The 26,243-nt window shown below is 44.8% G+C and carries 23 protein-coding genes; 9 read left to right on the forward strand and 14 right to left on the reverse strand.

Annotated features, from left to right (window positions below):
• Window positions 1-77: 77 nt before the first annotated feature.
• Both QQL36_RS09990 and QQL36_RS09995 read left to right on the forward strand, forming a co-directional pair.
• Window positions 78-1,025 carry a glycosyltransferase gene (locus QQL36_RS09990; RefSeq protein ID WP_321569635.1) on the forward strand — a complete coding sequence of 316 codons (948 nt, stop codon included), beginning with the start codon at window positions 78-80 and terminating at the stop codon, window positions 1,023-1,025.
• A 2-nt stretch (window positions 1,026-1,027) separates the two neighbouring features.
• On the forward strand, window positions 1,028-1,390 hold the full coding sequence (locus QQL36_RS09995; protein WP_321569636.1) for a hypothetical protein: 363 nt from the start codon (window positions 1,028-1,030) through the stop codon (window positions 1,388-1,390).
• Window positions 1,391-1,453: 63 nt separating this feature from the next.
• Here the strand turns inward: QQL36_RS09995 and QQL36_RS10000 are convergent, their stop codons facing one another.
• The 7 genes from QQL36_RS10000 to QQL36_RS10030 form a co-directional block, all read right to left on the reverse strand.
• A complete protein-coding gene (locus QQL36_RS10000) occupies window positions 1,454-2,686 on the reverse strand; it encodes a cyclopropane-fatty-acyl-phospholipid synthase family protein (protein WP_321569637.1) in 1,233 nt (410 codons plus the stop codon).
• Window positions 2,687-2,756: 70 nt separating this feature from the next.
• Window positions 2,757-3,554, reverse strand: coding sequence for a DUF1365 domain-containing protein (locus QQL36_RS10005; RefSeq protein ID WP_321569638.1), 798 nt, complete (start codon window positions 3,552-3,554; stop codon window positions 2,757-2,759).
• A gap of 32 nt (window positions 3,555-3,586) precedes the next feature.
• Window positions 3,587-4,837 (reverse strand): NAD(P)/FAD-dependent oxidoreductase, encoded by a 1,251-nt coding sequence (locus QQL36_RS10010; protein ID WP_321569639.1) that lies wholly within the window; start codon window positions 4,835-4,837, stop codon window positions 3,587-3,589.
• A complete protein-coding gene (locus tag QQL36_RS10015; RefSeq protein ID WP_321569640.1) occupies window positions 4,816-5,934 on the reverse strand; it encodes an alpha/beta hydrolase in 1,119 nt (372 codons plus the stop codon). Before QQL36_RS10015 ends, QQL36_RS10010 begins: the two co-directional genes overlap by 22 nt.
• Window positions 5,931-6,965, reverse strand: a complete 1,035-nt coding sequence (locus QQL36_RS10020; protein WP_321569641.1) for an SAM-dependent methyltransferase — start codon at window positions 6,963-6,965, stop codon at window positions 5,931-5,933. The genes QQL36_RS10015 and QQL36_RS10020 overlap by 4 nt, the downstream gene beginning before the upstream one ends.
• A 47-nt stretch (window positions 6,966-7,012) precedes the next feature.
• Window positions 7,013-7,795, reverse strand: a complete 783-nt coding sequence (locus QQL36_RS10025; protein ID WP_321569642.1) for a DUF1295 domain-containing protein — start codon at window positions 7,793-7,795, stop codon at window positions 7,013-7,015.
• Window positions 7,788-8,123, reverse strand: coding sequence for a DUF1475 family protein (locus tag QQL36_RS10030; RefSeq protein WP_321569643.1), 336 nt, complete (start codon window positions 8,121-8,123; stop codon window positions 7,788-7,790). The genes QQL36_RS10025 and QQL36_RS10030 overlap by 8 nt, the downstream gene beginning before the upstream one ends.
• A 216-nt stretch (window positions 8,124-8,339) precedes the next feature.
• Between QQL36_RS10030 and QQL36_RS10035 the strand changes: the two genes are divergently transcribed.
• Together QQL36_RS10035 and QQL36_RS10040 are read left to right on the forward strand one after the other, a co-directional pair.
• Window positions 8,340-8,708 (forward strand): winged helix-turn-helix transcriptional regulator, encoded by a 369-nt coding sequence (locus tag QQL36_RS10035; RefSeq protein ID WP_083723420.1) that lies wholly within the window; start codon window positions 8,340-8,342, stop codon window positions 8,706-8,708.
• Window positions 8,709-8,779: 71 nt separating this feature from the next.
• Window positions 8,780-10,297 carry a serine hydrolase gene (locus QQL36_RS10040; RefSeq protein WP_321569644.1) on the forward strand — a complete coding sequence of 506 codons (1,518 nt, stop codon included), beginning with the start codon at window positions 8,780-8,782 and terminating at the stop codon, window positions 10,295-10,297.
• 119 nt (window positions 10,298-10,416) lie between these two features.
• Here QQL36_RS10040 and QQL36_RS10045 read toward each other — a convergent pair whose 3' ends face one another.
• The 7 genes from QQL36_RS10045 to QQL36_RS10075 form a co-directional block, all read right to left on the reverse strand.
• Window positions 10,417-11,079 (reverse strand): YceI family protein, encoded by a 663-nt coding sequence (locus tag QQL36_RS10045; protein WP_083723416.1) that lies wholly within the window; start codon window positions 11,077-11,079, stop codon window positions 10,417-10,419.
• Between the two features lie 19 nt (window positions 11,080-11,098).
• Window positions 11,099-12,757, reverse strand: coding sequence for a phenylacetic acid degradation protein PaaN (gene paaN, locus QQL36_RS10050; RefSeq protein ID WP_321569645.1), 1,659 nt, complete (start codon window positions 12,755-12,757; stop codon window positions 11,099-11,101).
• A gap of 84 nt (window positions 12,758-12,841) precedes the next feature.
• A complete protein-coding gene (locus QQL36_RS10055) occupies window positions 12,842-13,915 on the reverse strand; it encodes a tetratricopeptide repeat protein (protein ID WP_179091145.1) in 1,074 nt (357 codons plus the stop codon).
• 57 nt (window positions 13,916-13,972) lie between these two features.
• Window positions 13,973-15,214: a DUF1015 domain-containing protein gene (locus QQL36_RS10060; protein ID WP_321569646.1), complete on the reverse strand. Its 1,242-nt coding sequence runs from the start codon at window positions 15,212-15,214 to the stop codon at window positions 13,973-13,975.
• A gap of 165 nt (window positions 15,215-15,379) precedes the next feature.
• Window positions 15,380-16,450, reverse strand: a complete 1,071-nt coding sequence (gene serC, locus QQL36_RS10065) for a 3-phosphoserine/phosphohydroxythreonine transaminase (RefSeq protein WP_083723408.1) — start codon at window positions 16,448-16,450, stop codon at window positions 15,380-15,382.
• 230 nt (window positions 16,451-16,680) lie between these two features.
• The gene (locus QQL36_RS10070; RefSeq protein WP_321569647.1) at window positions 16,681-17,625 is read right to left on the reverse strand and encodes a zinc dependent phospholipase C family protein; all 945 of its coding nucleotides are present in this window, start codon (window positions 17,623-17,625) and stop codon (window positions 16,681-16,683) included.
• A 2-nt stretch (window positions 17,626-17,627) separates the two neighbouring features.
• Complete coding sequence (locus QQL36_RS10075; RefSeq protein ID WP_321569648.1) at window positions 17,628-18,251, reverse strand: DUF502 domain-containing protein; 624 nt, start codon at window positions 18,249-18,251, stop codon at window positions 17,628-17,630.
• Window positions 18,252-18,412: 161 nt separating this feature from the next.
• Here QQL36_RS10075 and QQL36_RS10080 point away from each other — a divergent pair, with 161 nt between their 5' ends.
• From QQL36_RS10080 to QQL36_RS10100, 5 genes are all read left to right on the forward strand, one after another.
• Window positions 18,413-19,021, forward strand: coding sequence for a TetR/AcrR family transcriptional regulator (locus tag QQL36_RS10080; protein WP_083723402.1), 609 nt, complete (start codon window positions 18,413-18,415; stop codon window positions 19,019-19,021).
• Window positions 19,022-19,036: 15 nt separating this feature from the next.
• Complete coding sequence (locus tag QQL36_RS10085) at window positions 19,037-20,401, forward strand: TolC family protein (protein WP_179091144.1); 1,365 nt, start codon at window positions 19,037-19,039, stop codon at window positions 20,399-20,401.
• 34 nt (window positions 20,402-20,435) lie between these two features.
• Window positions 20,436-21,542 (forward strand): efflux RND transporter periplasmic adaptor subunit, encoded by a 1,107-nt coding sequence (locus QQL36_RS10090; protein WP_321569649.1) that lies wholly within the window; start codon window positions 20,436-20,438, stop codon window positions 21,540-21,542.
• Window positions 21,543-21,560: 18 nt separating this feature from the next.
• Entirely contained in the window at window positions 21,561-25,115 is a 3,555-nt protein-coding gene (locus tag QQL36_RS10095) for an efflux RND transporter permease subunit (RefSeq protein ID WP_083723396.1), read from the forward strand.
• Between the two features lie 217 nt (window positions 25,116-25,332).
• Window positions 25,333-26,118: a TIGR00266 family protein gene (locus QQL36_RS10100; protein ID WP_083723394.1), complete on the forward strand. Its 786-nt coding sequence runs from the start codon at window positions 25,333-25,335 to the stop codon at window positions 26,116-26,118.
• The last annotated feature ends 125 nt before the right edge of the window (window positions 26,119-26,243 follow it).

Below are 26,243 nucleotides of genomic sequence, written 5' to 3' on the forward strand. Positions count from 1 at the left end.
TTTCAGAAAAAGAGGCCGTAATCTTAAACTCATGATACGGCCTCTTTTTTTATATATTGCAGAAAAATCGAAGAATAGTGATCATATCCGTCGGCATCTGCACCTACAACAGTGAAAAATACCTTCCGGAACAACTGGAAACCATCATTCACCAAACGCTTCGTGTGAATGAGATCGTAGTGATCGACGACGCTTCTACAGATCAGACTACCCGGATATTACATGATTATGCCAGCCGCTATCCGGATCTTTTCCGCATTATCCGCAATGAAAAGAACAAAGGTGCGCGTAAGAATTTCGAACGTGCATTGGCAGAGAGCAAGGGAGACATCATCTTTCTGAGTGATCATGATGATTGCTGGTTGCCTGAGAAGGTGGCAAAGGTAGTTGCGCATTTTGCTGCGCATCCGCAGGACAAAGTAGTGTTTACCAATGGAGTGTTCATGGATGAAAACAGTGCCGCATTACCTTCTACCTTGTGGGATGTAGTGGGCTTTACTGCCGAAGTAAGAGCATATGCACAAACAAAAGATGACCTGCTCCGCTACCTGTTGAAACACGGTCGTATTGTAACCGGGGCTACGCTGGCGCTCAAAAAGGAGAGCCTGTCACAGATCCTGCCTTTTCGCCTGATGCACAAGATCTGGCATGATGCGTGGATCGCGCTGGTGGCAGCAAATGCAAAGATGCTTGGATATATAGAAGAGCCATTGATCCGTTACCGTGTGCATAGTAAACAACAGGTAGGGTATGGGTATATGGAAAAAATAAAAAACAATCATCCTGTACCAGTGTTGCAAGTGAAAGAGTTAAAAGGAGAGATTGGTGATGAAGAACTGATACAGCTTATACATGTAAGGAGAAAAAGAGTTAGATTAGTCAGGCGTCTTTCGCGCTATATAAAAGTAGATCATGTGATCAGTACAGAAATACTACAGGAACGTAAGGCATCGGAACAGGCTTTCTCCCGTGCAAAGTCACTGCCGGTGAGATTGCTGGAATCATTCAGGAAAATGTTTAAATAGTTATGATCAGGGCGTACAAGTTATACACAGGCAATGACGGCCATTCTTATGTACAGGTAGGTACAATATCGAATTTGCAGGTAAATCCTGCAACATCAATTATGTTCAACGAAACACCGGCGCATAGTTTTTATGACTGGCATCCGGCACCCACTACACAGTATGTGATCACGCTTTCAGGGACCTTGTTGTTTGAAACCGGTCCGGGCGAAACCTTCACCCTTCAACCCGGCGATATACTGATAGCTATGGATACGACTGGCAGTGGCCACAAGTGGCAACTGATAGATGATCAGCCATGGAAAAGAGTGTATGTTGCATTTAAAGACGAGGCTGAGATCAACTTCGTGCCGGACGTAGTATAAAAAGAAAAGCAACCCATTACAGGTTGCCTTCTTCTCCACGTACATCTATATAGGATTTAATAACTATCGGCTCATATTATTGGGTCTGGTATATACCAGCTGCATTACATTGATATTCCGCATAGCAAATGCTGCCTCGCAATAGCACAGGTAATAATTCCACTTGCGGATAAATGCAGCGCTCATATCAGGCAGCAGGTTTTCATTGAAGGCATCAAACCATGCCTTCAATGTTCTTGCATAGTCAGGACCTAAATCTTTTAGGTCTACCATTGTCATATCTCCGGTTCTGTTCACTGCATTGTTGATAGCTGCTACTGATGGTAACAATGACCCCGGGAAGATATGTTTCTGAATCCAATCCACACCTTTTCTTAAACTATCATACCTTGAATCAGGAGCAGTGATCACCTGTATGGCCAGTATGCCATCTTTCTTCAACAGCTCATGGCATTTTGTAAAGTACATCGGCAGATAATCATGCCCTACAGCTTCCAGCATTTCGATAGATACAATCTTATCAAAGCTGCCTTCCATCATCCTGTAATCTTTTAGCTGGATATTCACCTTGTCTTGCAGGCCTGCAGCAGAAACTCGCTCTACAGCCAGTTTATACTGCTCCTGGGAAATAGTCAGTGACGTTACTTTACAACCATACGTCTTTGCCATATAAATGGCATTTCCACCCCAGCCACTGCCTATTTCCAGCACATGATCATCCGTTTTTAAATGTAGTTGCTGACACAACCGCTCATACTTTGCCAGCTGTGCTTCTGCCAGCGTCAGATCTTCTTTATAATAATAAGCACTTGAATATGTCATAGTCGGATCCAGGAAGCTGGCAAAGAAATCATTGTCCAGATCATAATGGGCAGAGATATTCTTCCGTGACCCTTTCAGGGTATTCGCTCTCCTGTTATGGTACAATCTATTGAACCAGCTAAACAGGTTAAAAGCAAATTGTTTTGTTTTACTACCTGATAATCCCGGTGTGTTCTCTACATTATGTAACGCCCACTTTATCACGTTCGTGATATTGTCTGTATCCCACAGTCCATCTACATATGCTTCTCCAAATCCTACATCTCCATACAACAGTATCCTGCTGTAAAACGCTGCATCATTGATACGGATATTCGCCCTGATATTACCTTCTCCATTTCCGATAGTGAGCTGTTCACCATCCTGCAAAGTCAGGTGTAGCAATCCCCGGTTCATACCAGCCATCACTTTCAGTACAATATCCTGATAGATACTTTTACTCTTTTTCGCATATGGAAGGGTGGATGTTTGCATGTCAAGTATATATATGGGAATGCCGTTACCATTAACTGACGTTAATAGTTTCCCCTGTGAGAAAATATAATTATGATTTGTATGGTCTATAAAGATCACGCTGCAGGTGCTTGTTTGCTGCTTTTGCGTGAAAGGGCAACTTCTTCAACCATAAGCGAAGTGCCTGCCAGTGAATCATCCAGATCACTTTGAACGTAATCAACGGAAAGCTGAAAAAGTAATAGAGCAGCATTCCATCCGTCAGAGGTTTTCTTTCCCCTTTTAGTGTACTGATTAAAAATCGTTCGCCACTCTTATGACAATCATCGATGCGTATATCCAATCGTGCTCCCGGTATACTCAGATCAAAATCAAATTGTGTATCCATGTCGGAGAAAGGAGACACATAAAAGTATTTACCTGTATACAGCCTGAATCCTTTCTGTTTGCGTGTTGTATCGTTCAGTAAATAAGGTTTCAATTCCCCGAATGTATTGCATACTTCTACTACAGAACAAACAGGATGCCCCTGCATATCATAACAGTAATAGAATGAAACAGGATTGAACTGATACCCTAACGTACATAAATTAGTCAGTAGCATGACGCGCCCGATAGGCGTTGTAATGCCCTGCTGTTGAAGGTAAGCAAGGATCTGTTCACGGGTGTTTTGACTATCTGTTATCTGCAAATGATCTTTATCGCGAAAATTAAACAGGTTAAAACGATTCCTGCTCATAAAGCGCAGGTGCCTTGACAGATAATCAACTTCATCCAGATCTATGTAAAACATAAACACCTGGTAATTGAACTGGTGCCGCTTTGGCGACAGCCTGTGGTGCATTACCTGTGCCCTGTATAAACATGAATGAATAGAGGTTCCGCGCATGAAAATATCTACGGAATAAATCGTTATATGGATTAAATAACGTGTCTCTTTAACAAATGAGAACAGAGATTCACCGCGCTGGCAAATGCATCTTCGTGGAATCCATATTTAAAGTAACTACCACAATAGTAGACAGGACCATCGGCATTCAATTGTGGTAAAGCAGACTGGGCTTCAATAGCAGCCAGATCAAATAGCGGATGCTCGTAGTCTATCTCTTTGATGATCTTACTGGCATCCAGCTGCGCATGGGGATTGATAGATACAAAATAGTTTTTCTTGTCGGATACACCTTGTAACTTATTCATCCAGTAAATGGTACTGGGTTGCTCGTTGTCTATACGATAGTTCCAGCTGCTCCACGCCAGCTTTTTAACTGGCATGGTCTTCTCATCTGTATGTAATACAGCTTTGTTATATTGATATTTGAAAGCAGAAAGTAGTTGCTGTTCTTTATTAGTTGGAGTGTCCAGCAATGCCAGTGCCTGGTCGCCATGGCAGGCTAGTATCACTCTGTCGTACTCCTGTGCTGTGCCATCTGCTGCATGCACGGTAGCTTTTCCGTCAGGCATGCGTGTTACTTTCACTGCTTTTCTGTTGGTGTGAATACGGTTTCTGAAAGGTGCAATTAAGATCTCTCTGTATGACTGACTCCCTTTGTCCAGTGTATACCACTGGTGTTGTGTATGCAGGCCGAGAAAACCATGGTTGTAAAAGAAACGGATGAGTGTCACCGCAGGGAAGTCCAGCATCTGCTGCATAGGAGTAGACCACACAGCGGAGCTCATGGGTACGAGGTATTTCCACAACATGTCTTCACCATAACCACCTTCGCGTATAAATTGGCCGATAGTATGATTCGCATATTTAGGATCATCCAGAATACGTACGCTCTCTTTATTGAAGCGGCCAATCTGCATGAGCATCCTGATGTAAGAAGGATTGAAAATATTTTTACGCTGTGCAAAAAGATGATTGATACTGGATCCGCTATATTCAAGGCCAGAGGGAACGTGTTGCACACTGAAAGACATGTCAGTCTTTTTCACAGGCGCTTTAATCTGTTCAAACAGTTTACAAAGGTTGGGATACGTCTGGTAATTAAAAACCATAAACCCGGTATCAATGTACACCGGTTTTCCATCTTCATCTACAGTCACAGTGTTTGTATGACCACCTACATAATCGAGTTGTTCATAAAACGTGATGTCGTCAGTAGGGTGTAGAAAATGTCCGCATCCCATACCGGCTATGCCGGTGCCTATGATTGCTGTTCGTAACATATATTTTGTAAAAATCTTAATACCGAGTAGGTGGATAATTGTCCGCCCGGGCCTTTCAGGTTGTAATCAAACCCATGTGTGGCCCATGGCAGTGAGAGAAAGAAATGTTTAATACCGTTGTCCTGTAGTTTCTTTTCCAGTCTGATGCTATGTTCATATGCTACGAGTACATCATGTTCACCATGAATGATTAACGTAGGCACTGTTTTTTTGTTCACGAATTCAACGGGGGAACTGGCTGCATAATTATTCGGAACAGCGCTGTAAGTGCCACCCAGGTAGTTTTCCATGACCTTTCTGGAATCCATCACCAACGGACTTGCGGGTAGTGAATACCCCCATACCATATCAGCAGGACCATAGAAATCTACTACACCTTTTAAACCCTGCACATGCTGTTTGTAGGCTGCCAGTAGTGCAATCTGTGCACCTGCAGAACGTCCCACCAGTACGAAATTGTTTGTATCAATTCCTAATTCTTCCGCATGTGCGCGCAGGTAATCCATGGCCTGATACACATCTTCTACCGGTGCAGGGCAGATGTTTTGCGGTGCCAGTCTGTAATTGATAGCAGCTACATGATAGCCATGATTTGCCAGATATGTATTCAGTTCAGGCAGATCCTGACTATTCCCACTGCTCCATGATCCGCCATGCACCATTATTACACAAGGATGATTGCCCGGATGTATAGCAGGGTAGAAGTCCAGATGCAGATTGCCACAATAAGGCAGACTTTTATAAGCAACAGGCGCTTCTCTGTAACCGGAGAATATGACAGACAGGTTCAAAGGCGTGGCATCCGATTGATCGCGGAGGGCCTTGTCCATTGCTTTTGGCAGGTGACTGGCTACATCATATGCTCTAAAGAGCGGCGATAGAAAAAGTACGATGGCAATCAAGCCTAATACTGTTCCAGTCGTAGTGTAGCGTTGCGCCAGGAAACCACTCAATAAAACCACTATCGTAATAGCAATAAAAACCCACGCGAATTCAGCTGCGGCAATAGCGAGCTTCCACAGGTTGTAAGTTGGTGCTTTGATAACTGTGAGTAAAGATGTCAGCAGTAAAAGGATAATTAAAATAAGACGGATCATACAGCGTTTTTTCGAAACAGGTAATGACTGACTATCCATTCATTCCCGTTGTTATAATTCCATAGTTCAGCGCAGGCCATATAGAACAGGCGCCAGTATACCCACCATTTCAGTGCCTGATCTTTTCCGTAGGTAGTTTCGAACAGTGGCATTATTTCCGCTTTATGATCATCCATATTGCGCAGCCATGCTTCTGCTGTCTTGCCGTAATGTGTACCTGTTACATGCCAGTGTTTACTGACAGATAGATGTTCGTTAAAGTAGAACATGAGGTCATCGCCCGGCATTACTCCCCCCGTAAAGAAATATTGGCTCATCCAATCGCTTTCATCTTTCACTTCAAACAGGTAAGTATACTCTTTGTGTGTAAAGATATGAATGAACAGCTTTCCGTCTGCTTTTAAAAATGAAGCTACCTTTTTCAGCAGTTTCTCATAGTTGCGCATATGTTCAAACATCTCTACAGATACGACTCTGTCGAACTGCTGATCTGTATGAAATATATTCATGTCTGCTGTAATCACCGTGAGGTTGTTGATGCCGCGCGCCGCGGCTTGTGCATCGATGTATTCTTTTTGTGTACGTGAGTTAGATGCCACCGTAAACCGGCTCCCGGGAAATTTTGAGGACATAAAGAGAGACAGTGATCCCCATCCGCATCCAAGTTCCAGTACGTTCATATCATTGGTCAGTTCCGCTCTCTGACAGGTTAGTTCCAGCATATCTCTTTCTGCTATATCCAGCTCCTGCACACCTGGCTGCCAGTATCCGCAGGAATACTTCAGGTGTTTACCTAAGCAATATTGATAAAATGGAGTGGGTACTTCATAGTGTTGTGTATTGGCTTCAGCAGTATTCACAGCAATAGGAGACGCTTTTAGCTGATCTATCAGCGACATGAGGTGTGCCTGTTGTGCTTCTGCATCACCTTTGTTCTCATCGTCCAGTCTTTGCTTCAGCAGTTTTCTGATGCCTTTGCGCAACAATATATCAGGAACAGAATTTTTTTCAATGAGGGTATCGTACCACATGTTGAATATGATTGAAAATGATAAACACAATATGTAAGAACGGAATTTTATTGTCTGGCAGGGAACCAGGGAATGAAGGCGCTGGTGCTGCGCTGATAGGCTTTATAGGCTTCTCCTTTGGAACGCAATGATTGCTCTTCTGTAGCTGGAATGCCTGTCACTTTCAGTAGCAGGTACAGTATGATCAGGGGACTGATCACGCCGAGATATCCATAAGGAGAACCGAGTGCAAAGATGCTGTAAGATACCCACATCATCCATTCGAAAAAGTAATTAGGATGTCTTGAATATCGCCATAGTCCTGTATTGCATACTAATCCTTTATTTTTAATTTTGAATGTATGTAATTGCCTGTCTGCAATAGCCTCGCCTGTTACGCTCATGAACCAGAGTAGGATACCCGCATATTCTGCAACGCCTAATGCGCTTTCTTTATTCAGGGCACAGATGATAAATGGTATGGACAACAGTACATTTGACAATCCCTGAAACTGGAAGAACCAGAAGAATTTCCTGTCGGCATGTGGCGCCCATTCCTTTCGCAGTTGTTGATAGCGGCCATCTTCGATAGCTAAATGATGAGAGATCCTGATCAGTAAATGTGTGCCGAGTCTGATGCCGGCAATGATCACCATGCCGCAGACCATATACTTACGCAGGGTATAACCATCTGCCAGTAATAGCAATAATATGCCGATGACCGGAAAGTTGTAAGACCAGAATATATCTACTACGCTGGCATTATTGATAGCACGCGCCCATCCCCATACCATGGCCATGATCATTGCACATACCATGATAAGCAGTAAGACGATTGTAAGGTTATCCATGTTGTTTCCCGAATAATTCTTTAAGGCCTTCTCCAGGCGAGAGACGGAAAAGCTGCACCAGCATATATATACAACTGGCAATGCTACCCAGTGTAACTAATAATACAAGCCAGATTCCTTTGCTGAAGATCGTTTTTTCCTTGTAACAGATCCATACAAAAATGACCAGCACATTGGTATAAAAATCCCAGAGCGTGGCGCGCATCCAGGGTATACCGCCTAAGAAATCCCATTCTTTGAACAGGTTGCTTGCTATACTGGTCGTGATCACCACATAACACATCCAGATCAATAATGCGCTGAATAGTAGTTTTAAAAAAGTGATCATGTGCTGCCGACAGATTTGCTAATGACGGTATGATAACATACGTAAGAATAAATACCTTTGGTTTCACACTACAGGGAATAGTCTGGTTCAGGCTGCTGCCACTCATCAATTAACGATAATTTAGTTTGCCTAATTTCCATAATAGCAGTATCTTTTCTATACCTGTCACTTTTTACAAGGACGAACCCGATCGTAAACTTTGAATTTTAGAGCACTATGGCAGAAAGAAAGACTAATTCGTCTAATTATCAGAATCAATCGTTCCTGGAGAGCAAGTGTCCGTTGAATGAGTTGTTGTTTTCTATGAGCCGTCGCTGGACGACAGATATCTTATTCTGTATAGAAGCAGGCAATAATAGATTTTCAGGAATCAGGGAAGAGCTGACCTACATTACAGATCATATCCTGTCAGACCGGCTAAAAACGCTGGAAAAGACAGGGCTGATCACCCGTCAGCAGTTTCCCGGCATGCCGCCTAAAGTTGTTTACTCACTCACGGAAAATGGAGTAGAACTTTGTGGCTTACTGGAAAAATTGTGTGAGTTTTCCAGTATCATCTACGACGAGAAAGCTGTCGCAGTATAGTATTGCCTTGAGCATTTCACGTTGTGAAAAACTCTATATTTTGAGTATCTTACCTGGATACTACCCACACCATGAAGAAACTGACCCAATGGTTTTGCATGTCTGCACTGGTTTTCTCTCAGGCACATGCCCAAACCCCTACAAAAGAAGATCCCCGGTTTGCCGGATTAGACAAAGAATTTAATAGTATCCTTCATACCTGGCATGTAGCCGGTTTCGCTGTAGCCGTAGTAGAGAAGGATAAAATTGTGTATGCCAAAGGCTTTGGTTACCGGGATTATGAGCACAAGTTGCCCGTAACCCAGAATACGCTGTTTGCCATAGGCTCCAACACGAAAGCCTTTACAGCAGGATTGTTGGGCATACTCAGGGGAGAAGGGAAAGTGGACTTTGAACAGCCGGTTCGCCGTTTCCTGCCCGAGCTGGAGTTTGCCACACCTGAACTGAATGAGCAGGTGACTCTCAGAGATATGATGACGCATCGTACCGGGGTGCAACGCTACGACTATTCCTGGTTCGTCTTTCCACCCACAAGCAGGGACTCTCTCTTGTGGCGTATACGTTATTTTCAACCACACACACCTTTGCGTTCCCGGTGGGAGTACAATAACTTTATGTACCTGGCACAGGGCAAAGTGGCAGAGAAGCTGACCGGTAAAAGTTGGGAAGACAATATCCGGCACTACTATTTTGAGCCACTGGAAATGTCGCATTCCGATTGCTCCGTCACAGAAATGGTGAAGCAGGAGGACGTAGCCTTGCCATATAGCGTAGCCCAGGATAGCATTATCAAAAAACTGAATTACCACAATATCGATGTAATCGCCCCGGCAGGCAGTATCAACAGCAGTGTGCTGGATATGGCGCACTGGGCAAGTATGTGGATCAATGGTGGAAAATACAAAGGGAAAGCCGTGCTGCCGGAACCCTATGTGCGCGAAGCTACAGGTTTGCAGATGGCTATCTGGTACGATCAGCCAGACAAATTGCATCCTGACCTGCACTTCAACGGCTATGGGCTGGGGTGGTTTTTACGCTCTTACAGAGGTCACTATCAGGCGGAGCATGGGGGGAATATAGATGGCTTTTCTGCCCTTACCTGTATATTCCCTACAGATAGTATAAGTATCATTGTATTGAGCAATCAGTCGGGTTCTAAAGTACCTGATATCGTGCATAATATCCTTGCAGACAGGGCGCTGAAACTAAGTAAAATAGACTGGAACGGAGAGGCTGATAAGGCAATACATACAAAGAAACCTGTAGCCGATAAAAAGGAGGATACCGTTATTATAAAAGGTACTACCATTATCCGTCCACTCGCGGAGTTGACTGGCACCTATGGCAATAACCTGTATGGTAATTTTGAAGTATTTCAGCAAAATGATTCACTGTTTGCGCGGTTCCCTGTGGAAACGGTGTATTTAAAACATCGTGGGTATGATATATTCGATGCAAACAGTACGACTGATCCCACAGCAGGTAGTATGACTACAATCCATTTCCTCATGGATGATAATGGAGACATCAATAGTCTGAACATGAGACTGGATGATGATACGCCGGCGGTGTTTGTAAAACGTAAATAAATTAAAATAGGATGAATTAAAAATAAATGAAACTTCTTAGAGCTGCATAAATGGAAACCTGGATCCATCAGGTATCCAAATTAAAGGAGCGTGTATCTTTTGTTGATACACGCTCTTTTCTATTGTTTCGCGACGAGTTTAAACTGGATATTCACCTGCGAATTAATCAACTTATCCTGCATGGACTTATCTGCTCTATATGTCATGCCCCACAGTGTTCTGTCAATATTAAAATTCGCTTCCGCCCTGATCACACCTTTTTCTCTTGTAATAAAAGCGGGAAATGAAATGTTCTTTGTTGAATCCTTGATTGTCAGATTTCCCTGCACAGTATAGTTCGCATCTTTCATCAATACCTCATTCCCTACAGAAGGTTTAAAATTGCTCACACCTGTAATCTCAAAAGTTGCCACCGGGTATTTCTCAATATCAAAGAACATAGGTCCTTTCAGCTCTGCTTCCAGCTTATGTTGCAGCATGGAATCAGTAGGTGCCAGATCTTTATCTTCCAGTGTACTCATATTGATTTTAATACTACCACCGGTAACCAGTGTATCCTGTACGTACAATTTGCTTTCCAGCAGTCTGAAAATGCCGGTATGCTTACCCGTAGGCTTTGTACCGATAAATTGCACCACACTTACTGTAGTATCTACATGATATGACCTCCCTTCTCCTTCCTTGACGGACTGGGCATCTTGTATCGTTGCTTTGTCGGCCTTTGGCGCCTGCTCACAGGCTGCCATGAACGTCAGCAAAATAATTGGAACTATATATTTCATAAACTACATTATTCTCATCTCAGCTGCCAGCTATTTCCCGGTTGCCCACCCAGACAAAACGTCTGAGAATAAATTCCGGGTTTGTAAAGCTTGCATTTCCGGCAGGGTTGCCTCCGGTCACATGAAAATCAGAGAAAGCTGCGTGTTGGTTCACCCAGATAAAGCCGGTTAAATTGAAAGAAACCGGGGTGAATACGCTGTTCATCGCTTCCGTGATCTTTTCCTTTGTGTCCGGGTTTATAGCATATGCTGCACAGGTAATTGCCCCATGTTGTTCTGCCATCTGACGGGCCAGTTGAATAGACTCGTCCGTATCTTTTGTTTTTACCAATAACAAAACCGGGCCAAATAATTCCTGTTCAAAAATGTGTTTGTCGGTGCTTGCCACCTGCAGGATGGCTGGCGTAAAGCCTCTGGCGTGTGCAAACTCCTCATTTACCAGTGGCTGGCCTTCCAGTACCACCTTCGCACCCAGTTTACCGGCGTTGTGTGCCCGCTGCAGGGTCGTATCGTTCTGGAGTGCACCCAGTGTACCGGCACCCATTTTAGGATTGCTGACAAGGGCGGTCACCGCATTTTTGAATTTCTCTACTACTTCGTCAAAAGAAAGTGTGCCGTTAGGGGTTTGTACGCCTCCCGCAGGTATAAAGAAGTTCTGTGGCGCGGTACACATCTGTCCGGAGTACAGGGATACGGAGAAAGCCAGATTCTGCATCACCGCATCTATATCAGCTACGCTATCCAGGATCACAGAGTTGACGCCCGCTTTTTCAGTAAAAACAGTTTTACCAGACAGGGATTCTACATAATTTCCAAACTGGCTGCCCCCTGTATAATCAATCAATTTAATACCGGGATGTTCGCACAAAGTTTTGGTGATCGGCGCTGCGGTGGTATCGGTGGCCAGCTGGCACAGGTTAGGGCTAAAGCCTTTCTCCTGCAATACCTGTTGGATAGCACTTACCGCAATCGCGATAGGCAGAATGGCCCTGGGGTGAGGTTTCACGATCACAGGGTTGCCTGTTACCAGGTCTGCATATATTCCAGGCAGCGAATTCCATACCGGGAATGTAGAGCAACCGATTACAAGCCCCGGCCCTTTGGGCATAGCCCTGAAATTCTTTTTGAGTTGGAGGGCGAATTTACCCATAGGTTTTTCCCACAACTGTTCGGCAGGGTAGCGGTTCAGTTCATGGTAGCCCATGGCAATTGCTTCCAGTGCGCGGTCATTTGCATGTGGTCCGGATGCCTGAAAGCTCATCATAAAGCTCTGCCCGGTGGTATGCTGGGTAGCGTAGGCGATGTCAAAAAAATACGTCTGTATACGCTCCAGGGTTTCTACCAGGATATCAGCCCGGATGTCCACAGTTGTATTGCGCCATTGGGGAGCCGCGGCAACAGCTTTTTCTACAAGATCGTCCGCAGTGAAGAGGGGATAGGTAATGCCAAGTGGTTCCATGGTGTATGGAGATACTTCCTCACCGGCCCACCCGGATTCACCGGTTTGTAAAAGTTGTGAAAAAGGGGTGTTGAGTTGTGCTTTGTACCTATTGTGGCCTTCTTCGGGGGCTTGCTCGCCATAAGCTTTGGGGTGCTCAGGGTATTGCGAGTAGAATGCGCGCTCGTGATTAGCCTTCACGGCTTTGTCAATCGTGTTTTGGTGTTTGATGGTAAGCATATGTGGAATTTGAATAATTAGCTTTTCATGCCGGGGCTTGCGTCGGCACAAGCCCCGGTTGATCTCTTTACCATCCTTCAGTCATTATCTTGCCAATGAGAAACGGTTATCGTTATAGTACTCATCAGCTCTCACCTTCAGGGGATGGCTGCGCTGGTATTGTAAAAACGCGTCGTATTCAGCTTTATGCATATTTGTCCAGGCTTTGAAAGCAGATTGGTTGCTTACTGGGCCAAAGATCCACTGGGTGTAAGCGTCGAATAAACCTTCTTTCAGCAGGCTGCGCTGGTAGTCAAATAATGCGTAGGGGAACTTTACACCTGAGAAGTTGAACCAGTCCAGCAGGAAACGGGTCCTTACCATCACCAGGCTCTCAGGGTCAATACCTGTCATTACTACTGATGTCTGTTTGCCCATGGAGGCTTTATAGCTGTCAGCAAATTCGGAGGCTGAGCGCTTTTTGCTCTTCCGCTCATTTTCCATATCCTCGAGGGCCTGGGTCATGAGCGTTGGATCGTTGTATAATTTTTTATACGCATCTATCAGCATGGTACGTACCTCTGCGGTACGGTCTGTATAGCTCTCCAGGTTGACGAAGATCTCACCGTAAATGATGATCCAGGAAGGATCTTTTACGTAAGAATACGCCCTGCAGGCATTGTAGTAGTTGCCAGGGAAAGTAGGATCTTTCTCAATCCCTTTCAGCCAGTTGGCCATCCCACCTTCATACACTTTCAGGAACATCAGCAGTTGTCCGTTGTCATTATACAGCTCGCCGCTTTCAGGGAAGCGCTTCAGGCCTTTTTCGTACAATTTCTGGGCTGTTTTCCATTCCTGGTTTGCCTGGTAAATATTACCGGCTATCTGGTAGAGTTGTGGATCAGCGTCCTTTTTACTCAGTAGTGGTTCGATAGTGCTTTTGGCTTTGCTCATATTGCCCTGAAGGAAATAGGCAAATCCCAGCTGCTTCTTATATTGGGTATTGTCAGGATCCATGGTAATGGCCTGGTTCAGTACCAATATGGCATTGGAATAATCTCCGCTGCGGAGAAAGCCGGTGGCGGTGTTAAATAATTCGTTGGCATCCTGTGCGAAAACCGGTACGGTCGCGCAAAAGAAGCCAATACATATAGCTATTTTCAATAAAGAAGCCCTCATGTACATCCTTGATCTTTCGTTTGATGTAAAAATAGGTAAAAAATATGCCAAACCTGCTTATAGCACATGGGATACGAGTCCGTCTCTTAATTTGGGTTCGAACCAGGTACTTTTAGGAGGCATCACATTACCACTATCTGCAATGTCAAATAATTGTTGAATGGTGACCGGGTACAATGCAAAAGCGACTTTGTATTCTCCGCTATCTACGCGTTTCACCAGTTCCTGTAATCCCCGGATACCGCCTACGAAGTCGATACGTTTGTCAGTGCGTTGGTCTTTGATACCGAGCAGTTTATCCAGCACGTTGTTGGAGAGGATGGTGACATCCAATATTCCAATGGGATCATAGCTAAAGGTGCCATCCTGTGCCACCAGGCGATACCAGCTGCCATCCAGGTACATACTGAATTCATGGAGCATAGAAGGGGCTTGTGGCAGGTGACCGATGGGTTCTACTACAAAGTCGTATTCCAGTTTGGAGAGCAGATCTTCTTTGCTCAGGTCATTCAGGTCTTTGACCACTCTGTTGTAATCAAGGATCACCAGCTGGCTGGCGGGGAAGATGGTGGTCAGGAAATAATTGGCCGGATCATCGAGGCCAATGCGTTGTTGTTCTTCCAATTCCTTTTGTACCAGGGAGGCGGATGCGGCACGATGATGCCCATCTGCGATATATGTATATGGTACTTTGGTTTCGAAGAGCGCAGTGATCTCGTCGTTGGTGGCTTTGTCATCCACCACCCAGATGGTGTGCTGAATGCCGTCGGCAGCTGTGAAGTCGTACGCAGGAGCATGATGCGCTGTCCATTGATCAATGAGAGAATTGATGGCAGGAACATCATTGTAGGCAAGGAATACATTGCCTGTTTGTGCGTTGGTAGTTTTGATATTGTTGATCCTGTCCTTCTCTTTGTCAGGACGGGTGAATTCGTGCTTTTTGATAATCCCGCTATTGTAATCGGAGATGGACGAAATACAAACAAGACCTGTCTGGCTGCGGCCATTCATGATCAGGCGGTAGATGTAATAGGCGGGGGCGTCGTCCTGGAAGAGGGTCCCATCTTTGATAAATCGTTGCAAATTTTCTGCGGCTTTATCGTATACAGACTGGCTATACACGTCGGTACCATCTGGCAGGTCGATTTCTGATTTTGAAACGTGGTAAAAAGAGTAGGGGTTGCCGGCTGCTTCTAATTTAGCTTCTGGAGCGCTTAAAACATCGTATGGTCTGGCTGCAACTTTCTCAGCCAGTGCCGGTGTGGGTCTTAATCCTTTGAACGGTCTGATGATTGCCATATTGAAAGGTAATTGTTAGTCAGGTAAATGTAACTGCAAATAGGCAGATGAGCAAATACAAGGCCACAATGGTGTTTGCATTAAAAATGACTGCCGCAGGGGTTGGCCCAAAAGCAAAAAGCTCCCACCGCAGGTGGGAGCTTTTTGCTTTTATAGTAAGTAAGATTATGCTTTCTTCAGGCTAAAATATTTCATTGCCTCTACCAGTACTTCCACACTTTCATATGGCAATGCATTGTAAAGAGAAGCACGGAAACCACCTACACTGCGATGCCCCTTGATACCTACAATGTCTTCCTTCTTTGTAAATTTCAGGAACTCATCTTCCAGTTCAGGTTTATCCATGATAAAGCAAACGTTCATGCGGCTACGGTCTTCCTTCGCCACAGTACCACGGAATAACGGGTTGTGATCGATTTCATCATACAGGAACGCTGCTTTCTTCTCATTTAATTTTTCAATTCCTGCAGCACCGCCCTGGTCTCTCAACCAGCGTAGCGTGAGCATGGAAATGTAAATTGAAAATACGGGAGGGGTATTCAGCATTGATCCATTCTCAATGTGATTACGATAATCCAATATTGTTGGAATCTTGCGGGTTACCTTGCCAAGAATACTTTTGCGTACAGCTACCATAGTAACGCCAGCAGCGCCCATGTTTTTCTGTACACCGGCATAGATGAGCGAGAACTTGTTGAAGTCCATTTGTCTGCTCAGGATATCACTGCTCATGTCACCAATCAGGGGTACATCTACGGTTGGAATGTTCTGCCATTGTGTACCATAGATGGTATTGTTGGTTGTGATATGCAGGTAAGTTGATTTGGCGGAAACATTAAATTGTTTGGGGATGTAATTGTAGTTACTTTCTTTTGAACTACCAGCTACGTCTACGAAACCAAACTGCTTTGCTTCTTTAATCGCCTTATTGCTCCATACACCGGTATCTATGTAAGATGCCGTTCCATCATTTTCAAGTAAGTTCATCGGAACCTGCAGGAATTGCTGCGTAGCACCACCATGAAGGTAGAGTACTTCGAAATCATCTTCCAGTTGCATCAGTTCGCGTACGAGATTACGTGCCTCATCAATTACAGCCTGAAACAGTGGAGTCCTGTGCCCTATTTCCAATATGGACATTCCTGACCCCTCAAAGTCAATCAAAGCCTTACTAGCCTTATACAGAACCTCATTTGGTAATACGGAAGGTCCCGCGTTAAAATTGTGCACCTTCATAGGTCGATCTAAATTAAATAAATTGTTAGCTTGTTCCACTTTGCTTCTTGGTTTTGTCAGAGGAATGGATTAAAAAATAGATAATGGCATTTCAAATCAGATGCTGATGTTGTGTAGGATAAGGCTAAAAAGATAGTAGTAACAAAGATAATTTATATTTTTTTAAAATCGAAATTAATTGAAAAGCCCTTGCGTACTCAGTTTTCTCTTTTGCACAAAGCTTGTGCCAGCTATTCCTCCACACGACCGATCATTTTGCCTGTGTCTGGCAGGGGCGTATTCTCTTTCAGTTTTTTGTTAATATTATTAAGTGGTGGCTGGCCAGCATCGACCCAGGCAGTATACCAGCAACTGGCTACTGCATGAATGGCAGCCCGCATACGCCGTTCTACCATATCGCCCAGCAATTGCTGATACGCTTTCGTATAGGAAGTAGCGTAAGTACGTACCAGTTTTCCTTTCCTGTTTTCATAAGCATATTTTGTGTCTGGCGGCGTACGTTGACTCAGGGCTTTCTCCTGTTTTAATACGGTGTCTGCTGCGCTGGCACTACTACTCACTACCTGCCATATAAAAGTTGGAACATCCCTGATATAAACGGCCTTTCCACACCAGTAGTTGAAACTGCCATCCGCCAGCAGTTCGGGAATGCGGGATTCCCATAAACCATGAATACCTTCCTGCCCGGTGAACTGTCCGTTGTGATTAGAACAGGCATGCAGGGGCACATGTGCATCTGCCACATAATGGCCCAGGTCAGCGCTGAACCGGAGTATTTTGTCAGGATCTTTTTCCTGGAAGGCTTTGGATAGGCGCGCCATCATGAGCGGAATGTACCAGGGTACAATTCCATATTGTAGCAGGCTATCTTCCCCAAACTGTAGCAGGGCTGCCGGCCAGCTACGGGGTATCCAATCGTAAGGTGGTGAGCCATAGTGATCGATGTCTATGTAATGACGGGGGCCTTCGGCAGCTACGATATATCTTCTTTTATCAGCATCTGTAGCATGCGCTTTCAGGTAGGCCTGCTGCGGCTTGTAGAGTGCGAGCATAGCGGGTGGTAGAGAGAATACCGCCAGCTCATTGATCCGCTGATGGGCAAAAAATCCCCAGCCCACAGTTTTGAATGGGAGGAGGATGCAAACAACAATGGAAAACAATCTTTTAAAAAACATGATTATTTATGGTGGTGTTCCAGGGAGGTCACCCCACCACTCACGGCAAACTTCATCGCTTCCCCTGCAGAAATATTCGTAAGGGGTTTTACCTTTTCAGCAGGCACCATGAATACTTTACCCGTGATGGCGTAAGCATGTGGCACGTATACCGCCATGTAGCCTTCCAGGCCCAGGATGGTTACGTCCGGCTGGGTGATGAAGCCCATTTCCCATACGTCCACACCATAGATCTGGACAAGTACAGGGTGATCGAACTTCTTCTTTTCCCCTACAAAGGCGTCGAAAACGTCTTTGACAGATGAGTAAATATATTTGATGAAAGGTGTCTTTTCCAGGATGCCGTCAAATAGGGCAAAGATCCTTCCCAGAATAAAAGAAGAACTCAGGTAACCTACTGTCACAACCAGGAGTAATACCAGCGCAAAGCCCACCCCCTTGAACCGGAGGTAGCTAAAAGGAGCCTCCTGAGAGATAAGGTCCTTCGGGAAGATGTTGTCGATGGTTACAAACAGGTAATACAAAGTAAAGGCGGTCACACCGATAGGTGCCAGGATCAGCAGACCCTGGAAGAAATACCTTAATATCCTCGAAGCCAAAACTTTAAGACGGGTTTTTGGAGACATAATTTGTTATAATAACTGGGCAAAGGTACTATATAATGAGGCAATGTGTTTTTTAACTTCAACTTATCTACATTAAATAAAATCATTCTGGAAACTTTCAAAGTCTAAAAAGTTTCCATAGTTTTAGGATAACCTAATTCTGGCTCCAAATACACTATCCAATGGAAATACAATCACGTATTCTGGATACTGCCTTCAATCTGTTCAGCCAATGTGGCACCAGATCCATTACCATGGACGACATTGCCCATAAAATGGGTGTCTCCAAAAAGACCCTCTATGCCCATTTCGCCGACAAAGACGAATTGGTCACCCATGCGATTATGCGCTACCTCCACGCGGTAGACGCCGACTGCAAAGCAAACCAAACCCAGGCCGTCAATGCCATCGATGAGCTCTTCCTCGTCATGGAAATGCTGGACAAACAGTTCAGAAACATGAAGCCACTTGTGCTCCTCGACCTGCAAAGATATCACTCCACCGCCTACCAGGCCTTCCTCTCTTACAGAGATACCAGCCTGCAAAGCACCATCCGCGAAAACCTGCAGAGAGGCATCCGGGAAGGACTCTATCGCTCCGACCTGGATGTGGATGTACTCACCCAATATCGCCTGGCTACAGCCATGCTCTGTTTTCAACCAGATGTATTCGCACCCGGGTTGTATGAAATGAGTAAAGTACAACGCATTTTATTGGAACATTTTCTCTATGGACTTGTTTCCAGTGAGGGATTTGAAAGGATTGAAGCCTACAAACAACAACTATCGTAAAACCAAATGACCTTTATGCAAGCGAACAAAAAGCGGACAGGATGGATAGGAACCTTGCTGCTACTGATCTTTCACACGGGAATGGCCCAGTCTCCCACCAATACGCCGTTAGCGCCGATGTCGCTCACTGCGAAAGAAGCGGTTGACTATGCCCTGGCTAACCAGGCCACCGTGCGAAACGCTAAACTGGATGAACTGATCCAGCTGGCAAAAAACAAAGAAGTCAGCGGAATGGCCCTGCCACAATTGAGCGGCGCAGGTTCCTTCCAGCACAATCCAATCGTCCAGAAACAACTGATCGATGCTTCCAACTTCTCTGACACTGTGCCCAAAGGTACCCTCGTACCCTTCGCCTTTGGCCTTAAATTCAATGTGCTCGGCGAAGTGAAATTCAGCCAGGTACTCTTCGATCCTAGTGTACTCGTCGCCCTACAGGCCCGCAAAACACTGGAAGAACTCTCCCACAGAGGCGTACAGAAAGCAGAGATCGATGTCAAAGTGAATGTTTACAAATCTTATTACAACGTGCTTTCCGCACGTAAAGCCCTGACCATACTCAGGGGCAACCTCACCACACTTGAAAAACTGCTTGGAGAAACAAGAGAAACCTACAAGAACGGTCTCGTAGAAAAACTGGATGTAGACAGGCTCGTCGTACAGTTAACTAACCTCCGCACGGAAGAAATCAAATTACAGAACCTCTCCGAAGTAGGATTGGCAGCCCTCAAATACTCTATGGGCATGCCCATGAAGCAGGAGCTGACACTCACCGACACGCTCTCTCTGGCAGAAATAAAATCAGCAGTAGCCGTAGAAAAGTTCGACTACTCCCAGCGTATAGAATACCAGTTACTGGAATCACAAAAGAAAGCATACGAATACGATCTCAAGCGCTATAAATACAATGCCCTGCCAATACTCTCTCTCTTTGGTACAGGTGGTGTGAGCCGCGCGAGCGATGTGTTCAACTACTTTGATAATCAAACGTGGTACGGCTATGTAGGCTATGGGGTGAACCTGAGCTTCAATATCTTCACCGGATTCCAGCGCAAACGAAAGGTAGACCAGGCTTTCCTGCAGGTAAAGAAAACAGAAGTGAGCATAGAGGATGCAAAACTAGGTATCGATCTGGAACAAACACAATCTACTTCCAACCTGCGCAACAACATCGTGGCGCTCGAAGCCCAGGAAAGCAATATGCAACTGGCACAGGAAGTATACAATACTACACAGATCAAATACAAGGAAGGAGTTGGTTCCAGCGTGGAAATGAGTAATGCAGAGAATGACCTGCTCACTGCCCAGAACAATTATTTCACAGCACTATACAACGCCAGTGTGTCCAGGATCGACTACCTGAAAGCGTATGGCAAGTTGTAGTGGCTGCATTATTTCTCATTCTAATTCATTCTATATGTCTTACAAACATCACTCCGCATTACTGTTCCTGCTCGTCTTCATGGCATGCGGTCAACCTACAGCTGAAGAAAAACTCAAAAAGCTGAAACAACAGGAAGCGGACCTGAAAAAGGAGATTGCAAAGCTGGAAAAACAAGTGAATAAAACGGATACTGCCGACAAAAAGATGAAGTCAGTGATCGTCACTGCTGTAAAAGATTCCGTATTCGAACACTATATAGATATACAGGGCGCTGTAGATGCACGTGAAAATGTGAACGTCAGTTCCAAAGTACCGGGTGTGATCACCGCCATTTATGTAAAAGAAGGACAGAACGTATCCAAAGGTCAGACACTGGCACAGGTCGACGATCAGATCCTGAGAGCCAATGTGGCGGAACTCCGCACCCAGCTGGAACTGGCCACTACACTCTACGAAAAACAACAGAACCTCTGGAAACAGCAGATTGGCTCTGAAGTACAATATCTCAATGCCAAAAACCAGAAAGAATCACTGGAACGGAAAATGGCTACCCTGAATGATCAACTCTCTCAGGCTAAGATCATATCTCCTATCAATGGTTCTATCGATGCAGTGGTTTCTAAACTGGGCGACAATGCAGCACCGGGTTCCACTTCATTCAGAGTGGTGAACAATGTGAACTTACGTGTGCTGGCCAATGTTGCAGAAGCCTACGCCGGCGTGGTAAAAACAGGTGATCAGGTAGTAGTAAGATTCCCGGATATAGACAAACAGATCCGTACTAAAATCGGATTTGCAGCCAGAACTATCGATCCTGTAAGCCGTACTATCAAAGTAGAAGTACCGCTAACCAGCGATCCTGCATTGAGACCAAACATGATTGCACAGATCAAGATCATAGACTATGCTACACCTCATGCACTGGTGATACCTGTTAATATCATCCAGTATGCATTGGGTAGATCCTATGTAATCGTCGCTGAGAAATCCAAAGATGGATTGATTGCAAAAAGAAGGGAAGTGGAAGTAGGGCGCACCTACAATGACAAAGCTGAAATCAAAGGCGGATTACAGGCAGGAGATAATGTAGTAACAACAGGTTATCAGGGATTGAATGACAATGACCTGATCCAGTTATGATCTTAAAAATACTGTTGTATGCAAGATAATCTGAACAAAGAATTTAAGCCTACCAGCTGGGCCATTGATAATAAAGTGAGCGTGTATGTCGCTACTATTATCATAGCCATAGCAGGTATACTATCCTATCAAAACCTGCCGAAGGAGCAATATCCGGAGGTTGTGTTTCCGCAGTTCTATATCAGTACTATCAATAGTGGTACATCTCCTGAAGATATGGAAACACTGGTGACCAAGCCCATTGAAAAGCAGCTGGGTGGTTTGTCTGGTGTCAAATCTATCAAGAGTACAAGTATGCAGGATTATTCTGCTATCACCATTGAGTTCGAAGCTGGTGAGAACATGGAATCGGCACGTCAGGAAGTGAGAGAAAAAGTAGACGATGCGAAGAAAGACCTGCCGAATAATCTTACACAGGAACCGCAGATCATCAAGATCGATGTATCGCAGATCCCTATTATGAACATCAACCTGTCTGGTGATTTCGATCTGCAATCACTGAAGAAGTATGCAGATGAAATGCAGGATAGGATCGAAGCGCTGAACGAGATCACCCGTGTAGATATCGTCGGTGCACTTGATCGTGAAATCCAGATCAATGTAGATAAATACAAGATGGATGCAGCGCAGGTGAGCTTCGATGATATTGCTAATGCGGTGGCTGCTGAAAACAGAACCATCTCTGGTGGTCAGGTGTCCATGGATGGACAAAAGCGTACACTGAGTGTAAAGGGTGAATATAAAGATCCCACTAAATTGCGCAATATCGTAATCCGCAGTGCATCTGGCTCAACCGTATACCTGCGTGATATTGCCGATGTAGTAGATGGATTTGAGGAGCAGGAAAGCTATGCGCGTCTGGGCGGTAAGAATGTGATCACGCTGAACGTGATCAAGCAGAGCGGCAAGAACCTGATCGATGCTTCTGACAAGATCAGGGTGATCATCGGGGACATGAAAAAAGATTATCTCCCTAAAGGATTGAATGTAGTGGTCACGGGCGATCAGTCAAACGCTACGCGTGTTACACTACATGACCTGATCAATACCATCATCATCGGCTTCCTGCTGGTGACGCTGATTCTCATGTTCTTCATGGGAGCGGTGAATGCGATCTTCGTGGCCATGTCTGTACCGATTTCAATGTTCATCGCCTTCCTGATACTGCCAGCCTATCATTTTACATTAAATATGATGGTGCTGTTCTCGTTCCTGCTGGCATTGGGGATTGTGGTAGACGATGCGATCGTGGTGATAGAAAACGTGCATCGTATTTTCTATGAACGCAAGGACCTCGGCATTGTGAAGGCAGCTAAGATAGCGGCAGGGGAGGTGTTTCTACCGGTGTTTTCGGGTACACTGACGGTGTTGGCGCCATTCGTGCCCTTGCTGTTCTGGCCGGGTATCATCGGTAAGTTTATGTTCTTTCTGCCATTGACGTTGATTACGACACTCGGTGCATCGCTGGTAGTAGCTTATATTATCAATCCTGTGTTTGCCGTGGATTTTATGGACAGGCATGAAGGAGAAAACCATCCAAAGCCGGCATGGAATAGAAAGTTCACTTACATGGCGATCGTGTTTGGTGTAATAGCGCTGATAGGATATGCAAATGGTAGTGTGGGACTGGGCAACTTTGTCATCTTTTTATTCCTGCTGATACTGCTGGAAAAATTTTATTTAGGAGGTGTGGCACGCCGCTTCCAGAGCAACTTCTGGCCAAAGGTACAGGAGCGTTACAAGCGTATATTACAATGGTGCCTTGTTGGATGGAGACCTATATGGATATTGATCGGCACATTTGGTTTGCTAATATTCAGCATTATGCTCACGGCCATCAGGAATCCGAAAGTAGTATTCTTCCCGCAGGCAGATCCTAACTTCATCTATGCATATATAGAGTTGCCAATGGGTACAGATCAGAAGTACACTGATAGTATCACACACATTGTAGAGGAAAGGATCACAAAAGTAGTGGGTGCGAATAATCCGATAGTAGAATCTATTATCTCCAACGTAGCAGTGGGGGCGGGTGATCCATCGCAGACGGATATGAGTACGCAGCCTCATAAAGGTAAAGTGACCGTTGCATTTGTGGAGTTTGGAAAACGTGATGGTCATGATACCAAACAATATCTTGATAAGATCAGGCAGGCGGTAAAAGGTATACCGGGTACAGATATAACAGTAGAGCAGGAGCAGGGCGGACCGCCAACAGGTAAGCCCATCAATATTGAAATAACGGGTGATGAATTTGAAGAACTGACATCTACAGCCACTAAACTGAAACGTTATCTTGATTCACTGGAGATCGGTGGTGTAGAGGAATTGCGTTCAGACTTTCAGAGCAACAAACCTGAAATTGTGGTGGATATAGATCGTGAGCGTGCAAACAGGGAAGGTATTTCTACCACAACTATTGGTATGGCATTGCGCACTGCTTTGTATGGATATGAAGCCTCTAAGTTCAGAGATCCGGAAGACGATTATCCGATCATGGTCCGGTTCCAGGAAACCCAGCGTAACAATATCAACACACTCATGAACCTGAACTTAGTATACAGAGATATGAATATGGGAGGTATGATCAGACAGGTGCCGCTGAGTGCAGTGGCAAATGTTCATTACTCCAATACTTATGCAAGTATCAGGCGTATAGATCAGAAGCGCGTGGTGACATTGTATTCAAATGTACTCAACGGTTATAATGCGAACGAAGTAGTACAGCAAATACAAACAGCCGTGAGTGATTTTGCAAAGCCTGCTGGTATCCAGGTAAAGATGACGGGTGAGCAGGAAGATCAGGCAGAGACAATGAACTTCCTGATGGTTGCGATGGTTGGTGCATTTGGATTGATCCTGATGATCATGGTAACGCAGTTTAATTCCGTTGGTCGTCCGCTGATCATCTTTATGGAAATTCTTTTTAGTATCATAGGGGTATTCCTTGGTTTCTCCGTTTTTGGAATGGATATCTCGATCGTAATGACGGGGGTAGGTATCATGGCGCTGGCGGGTATCGTAGTGCGTAATGGTATCGTACTGGTAGAGTTTACAGATCTGTTGGTGCAACAAAATATGCCAGTGTATGAAGCGGTGGTTGAAGCGGGCAGAACCCGTATGACGCCGGTATTACTTACGGCAATAGCTGCGATCCTTGGTTTGATTCCGCTGGCAGTGGGATTCAATATCGACTTCGAAACCTTGTTCTCTCATTTCCAGCCACATATCTTCTTTGGTGGAGACAATGTGGCGTTCTGGGGGCCATTGGCGTGGACCATGGTGTATGGGTTAGTCTTTGCTACATTCCTGACCCTGGTCCTTGTACCGGTGATGTATGCGATGAATAAGCGGTCGATAGACGTGCTGGATTATAAAGGATGGCCGAGGGGATTGAAGTATATTCCATTCTTCGTAGTGATTGTGAAGCTGTTTATGAAGAAGGAGACGGTGCGAAAACTGCATGCGCCGGATTATGTATCAGACAAGCCGTATAAGTTTTTCAATGGTAAAGAGGAAGAGGAGGCACCACATGGAAATGGGGTAGCAGTGAAGGAAGTGAAGAGCTTGTAATAGATAATTTTAAGTAAGTGTACACAATTACAGTGTAACAGTTGTAGGTTTAACAGCATACCGTCCCGTTTCGTCCGGGACGGTTTTTTTGTATTAAACTCAGCCATATTCCCACTTTTTTATGTATCTTAACAAACTTTAACAAATAACTACAGTAGCAAATCATTATTTTTGGACCTTAAGCGCCATTTTTGTTAATCCGGGTAACAACAACGCTATGCGACGCAACCATGAAATAGATTACCGTATCTATGGTGAAGAAATACAGATTGTCGAAATAGAACTCGATCCACAGGAGACTGCCGTGGCCGAGAGTGGTAGTTTCATGATGATGGACCAGGAGATACAGATGCAAACCATGTTTGGTGATGGTTCACAGTCTAATCAAGGTATTTTAGGAAAATTGATGTCTGCCGGTAAGCGTATGCTGACCGGGGAGAGTCTTTTTATGACTGCATTTACGAATATGGGGAATGGAAAGAAACGTGTAAGTTTTGCGGCACCTTACCCGGGTAAGATAATCCCCATGGATTTGTCCCTGATGGGTGGCAAGGTGATTTGTCAGAAGGATGCATTCCTATGTGCGGCGAAGGGGGTAAGTATCGGAATAGAGTGGCAGCGTAAGCTGGGAACTGGGATCTTTGGAGGTGAGGGTTTCATCATGGAAAAGCTGGAAGGTGATGGTATGGCTTTTGTGCACGCAGGGGGGTTGGTATTAGAGAAAGAATTACTGCCCGGACAGGTATTAAAAATAGATACAGGATGTCTGGTTGCATATACTTCAGGAGTAGATTTTGACGTTGAATTTGTACGTGGAATAAAGAATATGGTATTTGGTGGCGAGGGTTTATTTTTCGCTACATTAAGAGGACCCGGAAAGGTATGGGTACAGTCGTTGCCTATTAGCCGATTAGCAAGCAGGATCGTATCATATGGAACAGTTCGCCGAAAAGAAGAAGGTAGTATACTGGGCGGATTGGGAAATATACTGGATGGAGATTGATAAATAATTAAACTGAAACAGAAATAAACTGTTATAACTGGAAATAATCAGACGTATTAAAAACTGGTATCGTTAACAACCGCCTTATTGAATAACCGTTATTAGCAGGTATTTTTATAGAATTG

The organism is Chitinophaga sp. LS1 (genome assembly GCF_034274695.1).
In the GTDB taxonomy this organism is placed as follows: Bacteria; Bacteroidota; Bacteroidia; order Chitinophagales; family Chitinophagaceae; genus Chitinophaga.